Raw genomic sequence first — 17,059 nt, 5'->3', positions numbered from 1 at the left:
TTTAAGCTGAATAATCTTTGAGAAACTGCTTCAATATTGGTAGGCCAGATATACCATTTTGTTCTGCTTTTAAGCAGTGATATATCGCGGTTTCATGAGCTGCGATCAGAACAAGTGCTTCATCATCTGATGCTTCTTGTGACCATAAACGGTATTTGTTTTCGTAAGGTTCAACCCAGCTGGTTAATGTGTCAATTAACGCGTTATACGGGAGCTCTATCCATTTAGCTGCATCAGCAATGCCTTTGTTTATCATGTCTGCATCATGACGGTTGTAGCTGATGTGATGTTTTTCTAACTCGATTTCTAGTAGATCTGCTGTTCGTATCTCAACATCAACTAAGTGCTGCCAAAACAATGAAGGAGATGCGTGTTGGTAGTGATTAACAAAGTGCGTGAAAAAAGCAATGCCATAGACTTCGCCTTGATAGGCACTGAAGATACGTTGAGTCATAAGGAAGCTCATCAGGACTAAAGGGCTGATGGTAAATGTTTGTGTTAATGAATGGAAGTGATAGTCAGAGCGGAGTTTAACGGCGCAATGAAAGATTGTGAGACTAAGTGATAGCGCACTGTTTTATGCTAACAGTGGCTTATTATATAGGATTCAAGGATTTAGTCGCAGTGACTTTCCGTAGTGTGTGGTCACGGGAGTATATGGATGAAACTGATAACCCCTTCGTTTGAATTAGAAGCAGAGTTTAGTGCGTTTTATCATGACTTGTTGCTCAATGATAATGAAAACGCAGAATATTACCAAGATAGTGCCGTGGATTTTGACCATTATGTCCAGCGTTTAATAGATGAATCGCTTGGTCTGAATTTACGTGAAGGGTACGTACCTTGTAGTCACTTCTGGTTGGTGGATGAGTCACAAACAATCATAGGTATTGTCCGTGTTCGACATAATATCGATACCGATTTTCTTGCCCGGGAAGCAGGGCACATTGGTTATTGTGTTGCGCCTGCTTTTCGTCGTAAAGGGCTTGGAACTTTGATGTTAAAACTGGCTTTGTTAGAGGCTCAGAAGCTGGGGATCCAATCCGCTTTATTAACCGCAAATGAGTTTAATATTGGTTCACGAAGGGTGATTGAGGCTAATGGAGGCAAGTTTAATAAGGTGATTCAGGGAGAAGTTATTCGAGCGCCCATCGTTCGCTACTGGATCTCCTTATGAGGAAACCTATACAGCCAGCGTTTAACGTTGGCTTTATAGGTTTCTACAACTTGATCAGAGTACTTGCTGTTTTATCACAGTTAAAACGCCCGCATCGATATTGCTTGGCGCTTCAAATCGAGCGATCTCTTTGACTTTTGGGTGTGCGTTTTCCATCGCATATGAATGATAGCTAGCTTGTAACATCTCTAAGTCATTCAAATAGTCACCAAAGCTCATGGTTTCTTCATAGGAAAAGCCTAACGTATTTTGCAAATGTGCTATGGCTGCGCCTTTTGACGCTTTAGCGTTCATGACATCAAGCCAAATTTTTGCGCTGACAACCACTTGATGACTGTTGCCAAACTGTTGGTTGAACGAAGGGTAAACTAACGCTTCAGTTCCACCAAAATGACAAATCGCGACTTTGATGAAAGTGTCTTCAACAGAAAGTAAATCTTCAACGTATTGACAGCGTTTGTAATATTTATTGAATTCAGTCAACGCTTTAGGATCTTGTGTTTCAATATAGGCTGAGTTTTTTCCGCAAAGCACAATGTACGCATCAGGGATAGCTCTGGCTTGTTCAACGATGTTTATAATTTCTTCTTTACTAATCGAACAACTGTAAAGCTCCTCGCCTTTATGCATTACCAATGTGCCATTTTCGGCAATAAACATCATGCGATCTTTTATTGGTTCAAAGGTGTCGATGAGGCTGTAATACTGTCGACCAGAAGCAGCGGCAAAGATAACGTTGTTTTGCTCTAATTGTTGGTGGAGGTCAAAAAACTCAGGGTTTAACTGGCTGTTTTCATCGAGTAGGGTTCCGTCCATATCGGCGGCGATAAATTTTATATTGGGCTGTGACATGAAATAGATACTTATTTTATTATGTTGAATTGTGACAGGTGCGTTGTGCTGCAGTCATACTCCGTTAAAGTACAACAATTCTTCGATTTCTCAACCATTATCTAAGCAAATATTTGAATGTCTCACCTGCATCGTTGCGGTGAATTAATGATGCTGCGAATGTCGAAACTCATCGTTGCGAATAAAGTATTCTATTTGCTTTGGTACAAAGGAGCTGTAGATAATGCTGGTATGAGTTTGTGGGATTTCTAAGTGATCTGTCATGCCATCAATTTTTGTTTCTTCAATGGTTACAGTACCATCAGAAAGGTCATTGCCATCCATCATGAGTAAGGCTCTTGCCCCAAATGGTACCGTTCCAGCAATGCTGCCAAGCTTTTGTGGATAAATCCATTTGTCTTCATGTGTTGTTAAACCATGTTCTGGGGAGTTTCCAAGCATGGCACCAAACCCCAGATCTTGTATTCGTTTAACAATGGAAGCCCCCTGAAGCGGGGAGCCCAATGCAATAACATGAGAAATTTGCTTAGCTGTTGGCTTCCGTGCAGCAAGATAATGCTTAATCATTAATCCACCAAGACTGTGGCCTACCAACACGTTAGTTTCAATTTGGCTTAACGCTGCGTCTATGGCATCAAAAACTTTATGTTCATTAATAGCGAGGGTGTTATAGGTGAGTACTTTGGTTTGGTAACCTAGCTTGCGAAGTTTTTGGCTGAGTGGGTGCATCACTAGCCCGTGCATATATAGGCCATGGAGAATGATGATTTTCATTACTGCCTCCTTCCCAAATAAGTGAGCGCTTCTCCAAGGAACACGTTAAGCTTTGTTAAAGTGTTTTTGGATACAAATACCGTATTGAAAATGCAGAAAAAGAGCAATGGAAAAAGTGTCAAATTTTGCCCTGATTCCATTGCTTAGACTGAGTTTTATATTGCGGGTTAAATAAATATTTTACCGTGAGAGTAGAGCACCGCATCACCTGAGATTAAAACTCGCTCTTCAAGTAAATGACAGTATAAGACGCCGCCACGCTTTGACGCTTGGAAGGCTTTCAGGTTGGATTTGTTGAGCTGCTCTCCCCAGTAAGGGGCAAGTCCGGCATGAATTGAGCCCGTTACAGGATCTTCATCTCCACCATTGGCAGGCCAAAAATAACGAGAAACAAAATCAAAGCCAGTTTCAGAAGGAGCACTCACGACTACATCATAGGGAGCCAGTTTTTTTAGCTGTTCACTGTTGGTTTGGATGCTCTTCACCTGCTGCTCATTTTCATAAATAGCGAAATAAGCTTGCGAGCTTTTTAGTACCTTTACCGGAGCGATGGAAAGTCCTTCCAGAAGTTCGACTGGTGGTTGTGCCACATGTTCAGGCTTACGGTTAGGAAAGCTCATATGTATACGGCTGTCCGGTGTCTGTTCTACCGTCAATACACCAACAGAAGCAGTGTCAAAGGTGATTTGCTGGCTGGCATCAAAGTGCTTAAACAAAACAAACGCAGCAGCCAAAGTTGCATGACCGCAGAAATCGACTTCGGTTAATGGTGAAAACCAACGAATCTGATATTCATCATGACCTAATTGCTTTACAAAAGCGGTTTCAGAGAGGTTATTTTCAGCCGCAATATTTTGCATTAATTCATCGCTTAACCAGTCCGCTACGAGAATGACTGCTGCTGAGTTTCCTGAAAACTTCTGGTTGGTGAATGCGTCGCACACAAATATTTCTAGTTCCATTTCAGCTCCTTTGAGTTGTGATGCCACAAACATATGAGTTTTTATGCATTTTATAAGTGATAAAATGTAACGATGCGAAGCATGTTGCCCAAACTGACGATGAAAGAGGACTTAAGTAAATTCAGGCCCTAAAGCATAGAGCCTGAATTTTAAAGAATGGGCTATTTTGCATTGGATACTTCATCAACCAAATACAATATTGATTGGTAAGGCACACCACTGTGGTGAGATAAGCCAATTTCACACGTGCGACTGTTACTAAAACCACGCTTACAGTGTGACGGGACTTGAGATTTCAATGGATGCACTGCCGCTTCATTTAATTCTGGTGTGGTAAACCCTTTGTCACCAGCCCAGCCACAACATTGGATGTGTTCTGGAACAATTACCTCAGACACACACGCTTGTGCCAACTTCAGCATGTCGTTTTCCAACCCCATTCTTCGTGAGCTACACGTGACATGAAGCATGACGGTTTCTTGTTGTGGTGTGATCTCCAAATGTTCGAGCAAAAATTGGCTGACAAAACCTGTCGGCTCATAAATTTCGATTGGTTTACTAAATTGCTCAATACTGCGTTTCGCACATGGGCTGGTGTCCATCAATACAGGAAGTTGGCCTTGCAAAGTCGCATGCCAGAGCAGTTCTTCGAGTTGCTGGGATTTGCGCTTTGCAATGTCGTTCATACCTTTGCTGTCGTAGGGCATTCCACAACATTGTTCTGTGAGTTGATTAGGAATAATAACGTGGTATCCGGCTTTCTCCAGTAACGAAAGAGTCACTTCAGTCAATGGCCGTTGATCGGCGGCACTCACTTGTTGTCCCATATTCCGGCTAGCGCAAGAAGGAAGGTAAACAACACGTTTTTCTTGAGTGTGGTTTGTGATGATTTCTGGTTTATGAGTATTGGCTTGTGGCATCTCTGCTAGCCAGAAAGGGGTTGCACCTTTGGTTAAGGTTCGTAACCCATTAGTGAGTTTGCCGACGTTGTTTTCCCCCAAGACTTTAACGGCCAGTTGATTGGATTTTAAGCCGGCGCGGGCAAGGGTGGTCGTAGTGGAGAAATGGTTAGCGGTCCAACGCGCAATTGGTGTGAACTTCTCATACTTTATTGTACGGAGTTGTTTTACCAAATCGCCTGTGTTGATCCCAACAGGGCAACGATCAGCACATAAACCTGTGGCTGCGCAGGTATCAAGTCCCTGATATTCGAATATTTTAGCCAGTTCAGATGCTTCTGTTTGCTCTCCGGCCGCTTGCCTACGCTGAAGCTCGCGATAAAGCACAATACGTTGTCGTGGTGAGAGTGTAAGGGTTCGAGAAGGGCAAACAGGTTCACAGAAACCACATTCGATACAACGGTCGACTATCGGGTCAGCCGCAGGCATCGGTTTTAGGTTTTCGATATGTGAGTTCGGGTTGGTATTGATGATTACACCAGGGTTTAGCAAGCCTTCAGGATCGAATAAGGCTTTGATTTTTTGCATCAGCGCATAGCCATCTTTTCCCCATTCAAGCTCCACATACGGGGCCATATTTCGGCCTGTTCCATGTTCCGCTTTTAAGGATCCTTGATATTTGACGGCGACTAAATCGGCCACATCATCCATAAATCCGCCATAGCGTTGGATTTCGGTTTGTGAGTCGAACCCTTGGGTAAACACAAAGTGAAGGTTACCTTCAAGCGCATGACCAAAAATGATGGCTTCATTGTATTGGTATTTATCGAATAACGCTTGTAAATCACGAACTCCATTGGCCAAGTTATCGACAGGAAAGGCGACATCTTCAATGATCACCGTTGTACCCACTTCTCGCACAGCACCTACTGCGGGGAACATACCTTTGCGGATACCCCAAAGCGTGGCGACGGTTTTTGCTTCAGATGTAAAGGAGACAGACTGAATGATGTTGTAACTGGCAAGTGAAGCCATAATGGATTGGCATTGAGTATCCAATTCATCTTGGTTTTTTGCATGAGACTCAACGAGCAGCGCAGCAGCTTCTAAGTCTAACGCTTGCATAAAGTCAGGCATTCCAGCTTTGTCTGCTACTGAACGCATTGCGCGACCATCCATGAGCTCGACGGCAGCAACAGGCGTTTTCGATAAAGTTGTTACAGCGCGGCTCGCTTCTTCGATATTTGAGAAAACGAGCAAAGCAGAGGCTTTATACGCATGTTCAACAACGGTGTTGTAGGTAATTTCAGCGATGAACCCTAACGTACCTTCTGAGCCAATCATAAGGTGTTGTAATACATCGATTGGGTCTTGATAGTCGACCAACGCATTGAGGGCATAACCGGTGGTATTTTTAAGCCGATATTTATGGCGGATACGCTCAGCCAGTTCAGTGTTGCTGGTCGTTTCTTGGCAAAGCTGCGTGATGCCTTCAATAAGATCAGGTCGGGCGGTTTTAAATGCAGTCACACTTTCTGAGCAGGCGGTGTCTAGCACTGTTCCGTCACAAAACACAACTCTCATACTATCAATGGTGCGATAGGAATTCTGCGCTGTACCACAGCACATACCACTGGCATTATTTGCAGCAATACCGCCAATTTTGCAGGTATTGATAGAAGCCGGGTCCGGCCCAATTTTTCTCTGGTAGGGTGCTAGGTATTTGTTGGCGTCAGCGCCAATCACACCGGGTTGCAATAGAATTTTGTTCCCATCATCAAGGATTTTATGATCGCGCCAGTCGTCGGTTAATGTGATTAGGACAGAGTCCGATACCGCTTGTCCTGATAAGCTGGTACCAGCGGCACGGAAGGTGAAAGGGATACTCAGCTTTTGGCAGCATTGGATGGTATAAATGACCTCTTCTAAATTCTTAAGCCGTAAAACGACCTTAGGTATCAGACGATAAAAGCTTGCGTCAGTGCCATAAGCGAGGCGCTTAGCCTCCTGCGTGATAATACGTTGTTTGTCTATCTGCAGCGCAAGTGTTTCCTCTAATTGTTTGTATTTAGCGAGGTCTTGTATGTCTGCCATGCTTTGCTTCCTTGTGTATTGATTCTTGCTTTGCCCAAATCGCCTTAAAGCGCTCAGGTGTATTGTTATTTTTTGTTTTAAATCAGCAAGTAAAAGGTGTCACAGATAGAAACGATTTGCTGTGACACCCAAAAGGTTTACTTCATTTGCACCAATGAATCTTGAGAAAGATCAGAAATCTGCTTGGCTCCGGTTAAAGTCATGGCAACTCGCATTTCCTTATCATAGAGCTCAAGCAGGTTTTCAACACCGGCTTGACCATGGGTGGCTAACGCATAAACAAATGAACGTCCGAGTAAGGTGCAATCGGCACCGAGGGCAAGCATACGAACCACATCGAGCCCGGTTCGTATTCCCGAATCGACTAAGATTTTTAAATCACCTTTGACGGTATCAGCGATTGCCGGAAGCGCTTTTACAGAAGACATAACGCCATCTAATTGTCTTCCTCCATGATTAGAAACCACAATGCCATCAGCTCCAAAACGCACGGCATCTTTCGCATCTTCAGTATCTAGGATGCCTTTGATGACCATTGGACCATCCCAAAAATCACGAATCCATTCTAAGTCTTTCCAGCTAATTGATGGGTCGAAGTTAGCGCCTAGCCATCCGATGTAGTCTTCTAATTTGGTTGGCTCACCACGATAAGTGGATATATTTCCGAGCTCATGAGGTTTACCGAGTAGCCCAACATTGACCGCCCAGCGTGGATGGCGCATTGCTTGGAAAACACGTCTCATCGCTGCATTTGGGCCGCTCATGCCAGAATGCATATCGCGGTAACGTGCACCGGGGACCGGCATATCGACAGTGAAAACCAGCGTTGTGACCCCAGCGGCTTTTGCGCGCTCCAATACGTTTTTCATAAAGCCTCTGTCTTTAAGAACGTAGAGTTGAAACCACATTGGACGAGCGATAGTGGGCGCGACTTCTTCAATAGGGCACACCGAAACCGTTGACATGGTAAAGGGAATCCCCTTGTTATCTGCGGCTTTTGCTGCTTGAACCTCTCCGCGGCGCGCGTACATTCCGGTCAGACCTACAGGGGCTAATGCAATGGGCATCGACAGGTTTTCGCCAAACAGTTCTGTTTCTAGGTTTAATTCGGACATGTCATTGAGAACACGTTGACGCAGTGCAATATCGGCTAAGTCGCCGGTATTTCGTTTTAAGGTATGCTCGTTATAAGACCCGCCATCAATGTAATGGAACAAAAACGGGGGGAGCTTTGCTTTTGCCGCCGCACGGTAGTCAGTTGAAGCAGAAATAATCATAAATTCAGTCCTGAAATATCAAAATAACCAAATACGCCACAGAGTTGGAAATTAGGTCACATATACAAAAAGAGGTAGTGCTGATACCCGCGGTTATACATTCTCAATTAACTGGGAATGTTGGTACTTGTCGGGGATTGGATATCAGCACCAATGTCGCTATCACATAAGCGCGTCGGTGGCGCCGAAGCTGTAAATAACCAATAGGCCAATCACCCCTGTTACAACTAAATAGTAGAAGGTTGGAATAACAGTCTTGCGCAGCGTTGCGCCTTCACGTCCGAGTAATCCAACAGTGGCTGAAGCGGCAACAACGTTGTGTATGGCAATCATATTGCCTGCTGCGGCTCCCACCGCCTGAAGTGCAATCACGACGGCACTAGAAATACTGAGGGTTTGTGCAACTTCAAATTGAAATTGGCTAAACATCATATTGGAAACGGTGTTTGAACCAGCAATGAAAGCCCCTAAAGCTCCAACGGTTGCACTAAGGGCAGGGAAGGCCTCGCCAACCAATCCTGCCGCAAAATTAGCAGTGGTGACTGGCATGCTGGCGAGTTCTGCGCCGTTGACACCTGAGTTAATGAAAATACGCACCATCGGGATAGTAAAAATCAATACAAAGCCTGCGCCGATTAAGGTTTTGCTCGATTCACCAAATGCTTTGCCCAGATGCGCTAGGCTGCGAGACTGGATCATGACAGCAAGCAAGGCGACAAAAACCAGAATGCCTCCTGGTAAATACAGCGGTTGAATGGCGGTACTTACTCCTGCTTCACCAAGAATGTTACTGAAAGAAAGGCTGACACTTTTAAGCAGATTTTTGAAATCAGCACTGACGCGACTGGCCACCAGAATTACGGCAAGTAACACGTAAGGTAACCAAGCTACGACCATGTTCATTGGTTTGGTTTTGTGCTCATCCAAGTTGATTTTGAGTGAACCCAACCATTCTTTGGGCCATAGTGCTTCTTTCTCAAAATCCCATGTTGATTTTGGAACAAGAAACCCCCTTTTGGCAGCCGATACGACAATGGCAAGGCCAACTAAACCGCCAATCAAAGAAGGAAATTCAGCGCCAAGGAATACACCGGTTAATGCATATGGAATTGTAAATGAAAGGCCAGCAAAAACGGCAAAGGGTAAAATGTCTAAGCCTTCTGTCCAGCTTCGATTTTTGCCGAAAAATCGGGTTAACATCATGGCCATCAGTACGGGTATTAACGTACCAACACAAGCATGGAACAGTGCGACATTCGATGTGATTTGTTGCAGGTAGACTTCCCAGCTTGAGCCGTTTGTAGCTAAGGTCTCACTGATATTATGAGTGTCCAGACCTTTGTTTACACCAACTATGATTGGCGTACCCACTGCACCAAATGATACAGGTGTAGATTGGATCATCATTCCCATGAGCACGGCGGCTAAAGCGGGAAAGCCAATCGCAACCAGTAGCGGGGCGGCAATGGCTGCCGGGGTACCAAAACCGGAAGCGCCTTCTATGAAAGACCCAAAGCACCAAGCAATGATGATGGCTTGAACTCGTCTATCGGCAGAAATATTGGTGAAACCGTTGCGAATGGTAGTGATGGCGCCAGTATGTTTTAAGGTGTTAAGCAAAAAGATAGCACCAAACACAATCCACAACACAGAAGCGGTAATGCCTAAACCTTGAAAGATTGAAGCAAGAATACGGCTGGTTGACATGTCCCAAAATACAGAAGCAATGACAACAGTTATTACAAATGCCACTGGCATGGCTTTTTTAGCAGGCCAATTAAGGCCAACTAATAATATGGCGGCGATCACAATGGGTGAGAAGGCCATCAAGGCTAATAGGGTTTCGTTCATCGGTACATCCTCGTACGGGCTGATCCTTCCTTCTTCCGGAAGCTAAGTTCACTTAATTTTTATAGTTGTGATGTTTTTGTTAATACGGAGTAAATTTACTTCTTCCTTTTTTTTCGATATAGAGAAATAATGAAAATGATTAATTCCAAAAATGACATAATAAGATGCGAGCCGACGACTTAATCTTATTTTCACAGGTGGTGGAAATGGGCAGCTTTAGCAAGGTGGCTGAGATAAATAACCTTACAAATTCAGTAGTTAGCAAAAGAATTGCAAGATTAGAAGAAGATATTGGTGTTCAGTTATTATATCGAACTACGCGTAAATTGACGCTAACTGAAGCTGGCAAGGCATTATTGGCTGGCGCAAAAAATGTGAAGCAAGCCGCTCAAGAAGCCATGGATGCCGTCTCCGGTTTTGGTGAACGCTTGAGTGGACACATTAAGATGTCCGTCCCTACAATCTCAGGAGACTTAATTCTCGCTGATGCGGTAGCTGAATTCTGTAACATGCATCCGGGTTTGTCAGTGGACATGTCGTTAGACAATCGCTTTGTTGACTTAATCGCTGGTGGTTACGATCTGGTTATTCGTACTGGATATTTAGAAGACTCAAGCTTGATTGCCCGCCACATACTCGATTCGCAATGGGTGGTTTGTGCATCGCCATCTTACATTGCTAAAAATGGTAAACCGTTGCAACCGCAGGATCTTTCTAATCACAATTGTTTGCAATACGCATATCAAACGACTGGGGCGTCAGAATGGGAGTTTAAACGCAGTAGCGGGAACTACATTGTTAGAGTCGATGGCAGTTTTTCAACAGATAATGCTACTGCGCTGCGTAAAGCGGCATTGGGGGGCCATGGTATCGCTTATGTTCCTCGTTGCTTGGTTTATCATGATATTCGAAATGGCCAATTGGTGGATATATTTCCAGAGCAAGTGGGTAAAAAGCTTGGGGTTTATGCTGTCTATCCATTTACCCGACAACCACCGCAAAAAGTGAAATTATTAATCGAGCATATTAAGACGAGGTACTTGGCCATCTCACACTATTTTTAGAATATTAAACTGCGTAAAGCAAACTAACGACTGCTAATGATAGTTAATGGCTTTTAAATTGAACTTTATTGCTATGTTGATATGGTTTAATTGGGTATTTGGTCAATAACTTATCCAGCTATATGGTCAGATGATTGAAAGACGCATTCTAGGGATAGTGGAACCTCATTATGAGTAATTGCGATATTTTTTCATATAGAAATTATCAGGACGCAGCCAATAAAAAGAGAAAAAAAGACGTTCAACTGAAAGAGAAGAAAAAAGCGGAGACGCGAAGAAAAATAGAGCTCAAGCTAGAGGATATGGCTTTAGACAAACAGTTTACTTTGTAATCTTTCACGAGAAAAATGCCGCATCCATGCGGCATTTTTGATTCGGCGGCCAAACCGAAGTTTTCTTTGACGTTGTTATGGTATTAACTAAGCAGCCACGCTTTCTTCATCATCAATATCAAATGAAGCATTGATGAGCTTTCGCGTGTAGTCATGCTTTGGTTGATGGAAAATTTCTTCGGCAGTGCCGTGTTCCATCACTTCTCCTTTTTGCATCACTAGTACGCGGTCAGATAGCGCTTTGACAACGCTTAAATCATGACTAATGAACAAGAAGCCGATGTTGTGTTTCTTCTGAATATCTTTCAAAAGATCAATGACGGTAAGTTGTACTGAGCGGTCCAACGCAGAAGTCGGCTCATCAAGCAAGATGAAGGAGGGCTCAAGTATCAACGCACGTGCAATTGCAATACGCTGACGTTGTCCACCTGAAAACTCGTGCGGATATCGGTTAATAGAGTGGGGCTCGAGTCTTACTTCTTCCAGCGCTTTTCGTGCACGTTGCATACGTTCAGCTTTGCTTAGATGGGGTTGATGGACAGTTAACCCCTCTGTGATGATATCACCGACGGTCATACGTGGAGAAAGTGAGCCGTAAGGGTCCTGAAACACCATTTGAATGTCTTTCTTTAATTCAAACTTTGCTTTTGCAGATAGCTGGCCAATATCTTGCCCTTTATAATGAATGTCTCCGGTGCATGGTAACAAACCGATTAGCGCGCGGCCCAGTGTTGACTTCCCAGATCCCGATTCACCGACAATACCTAAAGTTTCACCTTGTTTAAGTTCGAGGGAAATCCCTTTAACAGCTTCAAAGTATTGGCTTTTACTGGCAATAAAATGAGGTTTGATTAGAAACTTAACACGAATATCTTCTGCTTTTAGCAGTGGCGTTGCGCTCTCTGCGATCGGTTCTTTCTGCCCGCGAGGGACAGAGTTAATTAACATTTTGGTGTAGTCATGCTGAGGCGAAGCAAATATTGGTCCGCAATCTCCAGTTTCAACTACGTCGCCCTTACACATCACAATAACACGGTCAGCAAGGTGCTTTACAACACCAAGGTCATGGGTGATGAACAAAATCGCCATTCCCATCTTGCCTTGTATCTCTTTAATAAGGTTGAGAACCTCTGCTTGAACCGTTACATCAAGTGCTGTTGTTGGTTCGTCAGCTATCAAAATGTCGGGCTCATTGATGAGTGCCATTGCGATCATGATCCGCTGCAATTGGCCACCGGAAAACTCGTGCGGATATTTGCTGTATGCGGTTTCAGGATTTGGTAAATGGACTAAATCAAACAGCTCTAAGACTTTTTTCTTTGCTTCTGACCGACTCACTGAACGGTGACACATGATGGCTTCAGCAACCTGAATACCCACGCGCATGTAAGGATTGAGTGAAGTCATCGGCTCTTGGAAAATCATCCCAATACGATCACCACGAATTGCTTGCATCTCCTTTTCGCTTTTCTGAAGCAACTCTTCACCTTCAAAAACAATACTTGCGTCTGGATTCACGATGGCGTTATTTGGTAACAAGCGCATAAGTGCGTTTGTCGAGACTGATTTACCGCTTCCGGACTCACCAACAATCGCCAGCGTTTCACCGGTAAAAAGATCAAAGCTAATGTCTTTTACCGCATCGACGATACCGTCATTGGTTGTAAAACTAACGGAAAGGTTCCGAACATTGAGAATAGTGTGTTGTGACATTGTACGTCCTTATCAATTGACAACATGGGAATAGCAAGACTCGGGTTGGTAGCTCTTTAGGGCACTGAAATGGTGATGAGCTTTCTGAACATGTTCAAATTCCAGCATCCATTCAGCATTTCTCTGTGCACTACAAAATGCACCTAAATGCTTCATGAGATCTTCACTATGCTTATGAAGAATGTTGGCAGCGGATTCAACCAGAGGCAGCGTCTCAATTGAAATGAATTGGAGCAAAGCGTAAGCGTGATTGAGCACATCAAACGCGTGTTGTTGTTGCCCCATTCGGTTAAGAATTTCTGATTGGGAAATGGCTGCGTCTCTCAACCCTGTGAGTAAACAGACAAACTGACATGGTTTGGTCTCTTCACTGTGTAGGGCAGTTTGGATGTGTCCGGGCATATAGTTGAGAACTTGTTCAAACAAATAGTTGGCTTCCGGCCAATGGCCTTGCTCTAAAAGTTGCTCTGCTTTGAGGTAATGTGCCCAGCACTGATGTAAATCCATGAATTGACTCCGCCAACAAGAAACATGGATATTTAAATGCAATTTATTAACTAATGCAAATAATTATCATTTAATTGTTCAATTAAGTTAGATTTGATGGTTATTTGAGCACTTAAACATGATTTGGCTGTAAGTCACTAAAATTTAAATGAAAGTCATCTAGACTCAATGAATAGGAACCACAACCCATAATTAAAATAAGGAGGGAGTGATGGCGATACAAAGATTGATGGCAGACCAGCTATATCTGGATACGGATTTAGAAACTCTGCCAAGTAAGTCGACCAAAGAATTGGCTCCCATTGACGAGATTGTCGGTCAGGAGCGAGCTCAGAAAGCGGTAGAGTTCGCAATGTCGATCAAAGAGAAAGGCTACAACATCTATGCGATTGGGCAGAATGGGTTAGGTAAACGTACCATGATCCTTCGTTACCTTAATCGCCACCAGCATGAAGCGGACTCTCTATTTGATTGGTGTTACGTCTCAAACTTTGATGATACACGTACACCGAAAGTGCTTAAGCTGCCGCGTGGCGTTGGCGCTAAACTAAAACAAGACATTGAAAAGCTGGTGTCTAAATTGGTCAATGCGATGCCTCTAGCGTTCGATAACGAACTGTATTTTAGTCGCGCTGACAAGCTGAAAAACCAGTTAGCCCAAAAACAAGAAGCCGAGCTTGAATTAATCAGTCGCGATGCAAAATCGAAAAGCATCAGTTTGACGATCACACCTCAAGGTGACTATCAGTTTGTTGCAATGAATGGGGAAGACCAACATACCGAAGAATCCTTTGAAGAACTGACGAAAAAAGAGCAAGAGCAATTTGGTGCCGCTATTGATGAGCTCGAAGTACAGTTACGCAATATGGCGCGCCAGCTGACGGAGTGGGAAGAAAGCTACAGCGAAAAAATTAAAAAGTTGAATGATGATGTCACATTAGATGTGATTGCCCACTTTATCAAACAACTCAAAACGGATTACAGCCAGTATCCGGCAATCAAAGGTTATTTAACGGATCTGCAAAAAGACATCGTCGAAAATGCAGATATTTTCTTGGAGCAAGGCAGTGAGCAAGCGGAAATCGCAAACGCCTCTCTAGACAAGAAACTACCAAGAAGATACAAAGTTAACGTTTTAGTAAGCCGTAAAGATGACAGTTTTCCGATTGTCGTGGAAGAAACGCCAAACTACCATTCTCTATTTGGATATATTGAAACAGCGACCTTTAAAGGCACGGTTTTTACTGACTTCTCATTAATCCGTCCGGGCAGTTTGCACAAAGCAAATGGCGGTGTGCTATTGATGGATGCACAGAAAGTACTTGAACAGCCATATGTCTGGGATGGGCTAAAACGTGCATTGCGTGCTCGCCAACTGAGTTTCACTTCCTTAGAAAAAGAAGTCACACTCACCGGTGCGGTTTCATTGGATCCGGAGCCGATTCCACTCGATGTGAAAATCATCTTGTTTGGTGATTATCGTACTTATCAGCTACTGCAACACTACGATCCAGAATTTAGCGAGCTTTTCCGTGTAACCGCTGATTTTGAAGATGAAATGAAGCGCACTGTTGACTCTGAATTGCATTACGCACGCTTTATTTCCAGTGTGGTGCATGACAATGGCATGTTGCATTGCGATAAAAAGGCGATGGCACGGATCATTGAACACAGCGCTCGTTTAGCTGGTGATCAGAATAAATTGTCACTCCATTCGGCTCACATTGCGAATTTGCTTCGTGAGTCTAATTACGTTGCGCGCCAAGCAAACTCGAATATGATCCGCTCGAGTCATGTCGAAGAAGCATTGAGTAATCAGGAAATGCGAGTTAGCCGCTTGAAAGACAGTGTTATGGAAGGGTTTATCAACGGAACCACTTTGATTCGCACTGACGGACATGCGATTGGGCAAGTGAACGCGCTTTCTGTTTTAAGCACCAGCGAGTATATGTTTGGTGCGCCAAACCGGATTACGGCAACAACTTGCTATGGTGAAGGTGATGTAATCGACATCGAACGAAGCGTTGATTTAGGTGGCAGTATTCACTCGAAAGGCGTGATGATCTTAACTGCGTATCTATCTTCCGTGTTTGGCCGTACCGCTCGTGTGCCATTAACCACGACGATTACCTTTGAGCAATCCTATGGTGGGGTTGATGGTGATAGTGCGAGTATGGCGGAGTTCTGTGCCGTGGTGTCTGCGTTTTCTAAACAACCCAACCGTCAAGATATCGCAATTACGGGGTCTATGAACCAATTTGGTGAAGCACAACCTATTGGTGGTGTGAACGAAAAGATTGAAGGATTCTTTGATGTATGCGAAATCAAAGGGCGTACTAATGAGCAAGGGGTTATTATTCCTCGTTCGAATATTCACAATTTGATGCTACGGCCGGATATCGTGAAAGCTGTTGAACGTGGTGAATTCCATATTTGGGCGATTGACCATGTGACCGAGGCCATTGAGCTGTTTACAGGAAAGGCGGCGGGAGAGCCGAGTGATGAGGGCAGCTACCCAATTGATACCATCTTTGGTATTGCTCAAGCGAAGCTCAATGCATTGCGTAAATAACCATTAAAACAAAAACACCGACAGTTATGTCGGTGTTTTTTTATCTTTCAATCTGACTAATTAGCAATGTTCATCGTTAGATGCAAATCAAGTGAGAGTTTCGATAGCTTGTCTTTTAACACTCGACGCGCTTTATCTAACTCAGCGACCTCAACGTTGTCATCTTTAGTGTATACATCCAAGTTAACTCTTAGCTCTTGACCAACTTTCGTTACGCCCGCAAGCTCAATATGTTGAGATACCTGACTATCCAAAGCCGATACCTCTTGCTTAACTGTACGGCGAATTTCTTTGCTTGGCGCCATCATCAAGAGCTCACGCACTGCGCCTTTTAGCATGTCGAAAGGTACTTTAATAAAGTAAAACGACATTAGAATCATCATCATTGGGTCGGCATAAACAGAATAGTGAGCCCATGGTGATAACGTGACCAACCAAGCGGCAATAAAGCCAAGTGTCACAGAAACACTTAATAGCGTATCCATTTGCCACTGTTTTGATTCAGCAACAATTAATCCTGAAGAAAAGCGTTTAGAGGTTTTGGCAATGTACCACCACGCGTAACCACAACCGATAACATTAATGATGCCAAACAATGTCGCGATAGACGCATCGACCTCACGACCACCGCTAAACATGGCTAAAACCGCTGAGTAAAGCGAATAACCAACCACTGAGAGAATCACCGCCCCTTTAATCGCAATAACGACAGGCTGAAGTACAGCCTTACCGAAAGGGAAATGATGTTGGCTAGGCTTTTGGATATAACGAGAAACTGCGAGCGACAATAAAGTTAACAGTAAACTGACGAGCGAATAAGCGCCGTCGAAAACAATAACCAGAGAACCAACGAGTAGACCGAGCACAAGCCCTCCAACCGCAAACCCAGAAGCTAAAAGGGCTGAGACGGTAAGGATTCGTTTTTCATTTAAGCTTGTCCTGGCACACATATTAAATACTCGCTGTTGAACATATCTATATTGTT

At 43.8% G+C, this 17,059-nt stretch carries 14 protein-coding genes; 4 read left to right on the top strand and 10 right to left on the bottom strand.

Features of this window, described 5'->3' with window-relative positions; all coding sequences use genetic code 11:
- Window position 1: 1 nt before the first annotated feature.
- Entirely contained in the window at window positions 2-454 is a 453-nt protein-coding gene (locus ACQEXU_RS03540) for a hypothetical protein (protein ID WP_427009708.1), read from the bottom strand.
- 207 nt (window positions 455-661) lie between these two features.
- Here ACQEXU_RS03540 and ACQEXU_RS03535 point away from each other — a divergent pair, with 207 nt between their 5' ends.
- Window positions 662-1,177 (top strand): GNAT family N-acetyltransferase, encoded by a 516-nt coding sequence (locus tag ACQEXU_RS03535; RefSeq protein WP_427009707.1) that lies wholly within the window; start codon window positions 662-664, stop codon window positions 1,175-1,177.
- A 54-nt stretch (window positions 1,178-1,231) separates the two neighbouring features.
- Here ACQEXU_RS03535 and ACQEXU_RS03530 read toward each other — a convergent pair whose 3' ends face one another.
- The 6 genes from ACQEXU_RS03530 to ACQEXU_RS03505 form a co-directional block, all read right to left on the bottom strand.
- Window positions 1,232-2,029: a Cof-type HAD-IIB family hydrolase gene (locus ACQEXU_RS03530; protein WP_427009706.1), complete on the bottom strand. Its 798-nt coding sequence runs from the start codon at window positions 2,027-2,029 to the stop codon at window positions 1,232-1,234.
- 144 nt (window positions 2,030-2,173) lie between these two features.
- The gene (locus ACQEXU_RS03525) at window positions 2,174-2,803 is read right to left on the bottom strand and encodes an esterase/lipase family protein (RefSeq protein WP_427009705.1); all 630 of its coding nucleotides are present in this window, start codon (window positions 2,801-2,803) and stop codon (window positions 2,174-2,176) included.
- Window positions 2,804-2,970: 167 nt separating this feature from the next.
- Complete coding sequence (locus ACQEXU_RS03520; protein ID WP_427009704.1) at window positions 2,971-3,765, bottom strand: PhzF family phenazine biosynthesis protein; 795 nt, start codon at window positions 3,763-3,765, stop codon at window positions 2,971-2,973.
- Between the two features lie 161 nt (window positions 3,766-3,926).
- Entirely contained in the window at window positions 3,927-6,758 is a 2,832-nt protein-coding gene (locus ACQEXU_RS03515; RefSeq protein WP_427009703.1) for an FAD-binding and (Fe-S)-binding domain-containing protein, read from the bottom strand.
- Window positions 6,759-6,895: 137 nt separating this feature from the next.
- Window positions 6,896-8,035, bottom strand: a complete 1,140-nt coding sequence (gene lldD / locus ACQEXU_RS03510; RefSeq protein ID WP_427009702.1) for an FMN-dependent L-lactate dehydrogenase LldD — start codon at window positions 8,033-8,035, stop codon at window positions 6,896-6,898.
- 162 nt (window positions 8,036-8,197) lie between these two features.
- Window positions 8,198-9,886, bottom strand: coding sequence for an L-lactate permease (locus tag ACQEXU_RS03505; protein ID WP_427009701.1), 1,689 nt, complete (start codon window positions 9,884-9,886; stop codon window positions 8,198-8,200).
- Window positions 9,887-10,050: 164 nt separating this feature from the next.
- Here ACQEXU_RS03505 and ACQEXU_RS03500 point away from each other — a divergent pair, with 164 nt between their 5' ends.
- Window positions 10,051-10,950 (top strand): LysR family transcriptional regulator, encoded by a 900-nt coding sequence (locus ACQEXU_RS03500; protein WP_367989661.1) that lies wholly within the window; start codon window positions 10,051-10,053, stop codon window positions 10,948-10,950.
- Between the two features lie 170 nt (window positions 10,951-11,120).
- On the top strand, window positions 11,121-11,282 hold the full coding sequence (locus tag ACQEXU_RS03495; protein WP_367989662.1) for a hypothetical protein: 162 nt from the start codon (window positions 11,121-11,123) through the stop codon (window positions 11,280-11,282).
- Between the two features lie 87 nt (window positions 11,283-11,369).
- On the opposite strand, the gene ACQEXU_RS03490 is transcribed toward ACQEXU_RS03495, so the two are convergent.
- Together ACQEXU_RS03490 and ACQEXU_RS03485 are read right to left on the bottom strand one after the other, a co-directional pair.
- Window positions 11,370-12,995: an ABC transporter ATP-binding protein gene (locus ACQEXU_RS03490; protein WP_427009700.1), complete on the bottom strand. Its 1,626-nt coding sequence runs from the start codon at window positions 12,993-12,995 to the stop codon at window positions 11,370-11,372.
- A gap of 12 nt (window positions 12,996-13,007) precedes the next feature.
- Window positions 13,008-13,502, bottom strand: a complete 495-nt coding sequence (locus ACQEXU_RS03485) for a hypothetical protein (RefSeq protein WP_427009699.1) — start codon at window positions 13,500-13,502, stop codon at window positions 13,008-13,010.
- 211 nt (window positions 13,503-13,713) lie between these two features.
- Between ACQEXU_RS03485 and ACQEXU_RS03480 the strand changes: the two genes are divergently transcribed.
- Window positions 13,714-16,074, top strand: coding sequence for a Lon protease family protein (locus ACQEXU_RS03480; protein WP_427009698.1), 2,361 nt, complete (start codon window positions 13,714-13,716; stop codon window positions 16,072-16,074).
- Between the two features lie 56 nt (window positions 16,075-16,130).
- Here ACQEXU_RS03480 and ACQEXU_RS03475 read toward each other — a convergent pair whose 3' ends face one another.
- A complete protein-coding gene (locus tag ACQEXU_RS03475; protein ID WP_427009697.1) occupies window positions 16,131-17,024 on the bottom strand; it encodes a cation diffusion facilitator family transporter in 894 nt (297 codons plus the stop codon).
- Window positions 17,025-17,059: the final 35 nt, after the last annotated feature.

This window comes from Vibrio sp. TRT 21S02, from assembly GCF_050113675.1.
Lineage (GTDB): Bacteria > Pseudomonadota > Gammaproteobacteria > Enterobacterales > Vibrionaceae > Vibrio.
Note: the sequence above shows the minus strand (reverse complement) of the source record. Positions and strands in the feature narration are given on the sequence as shown.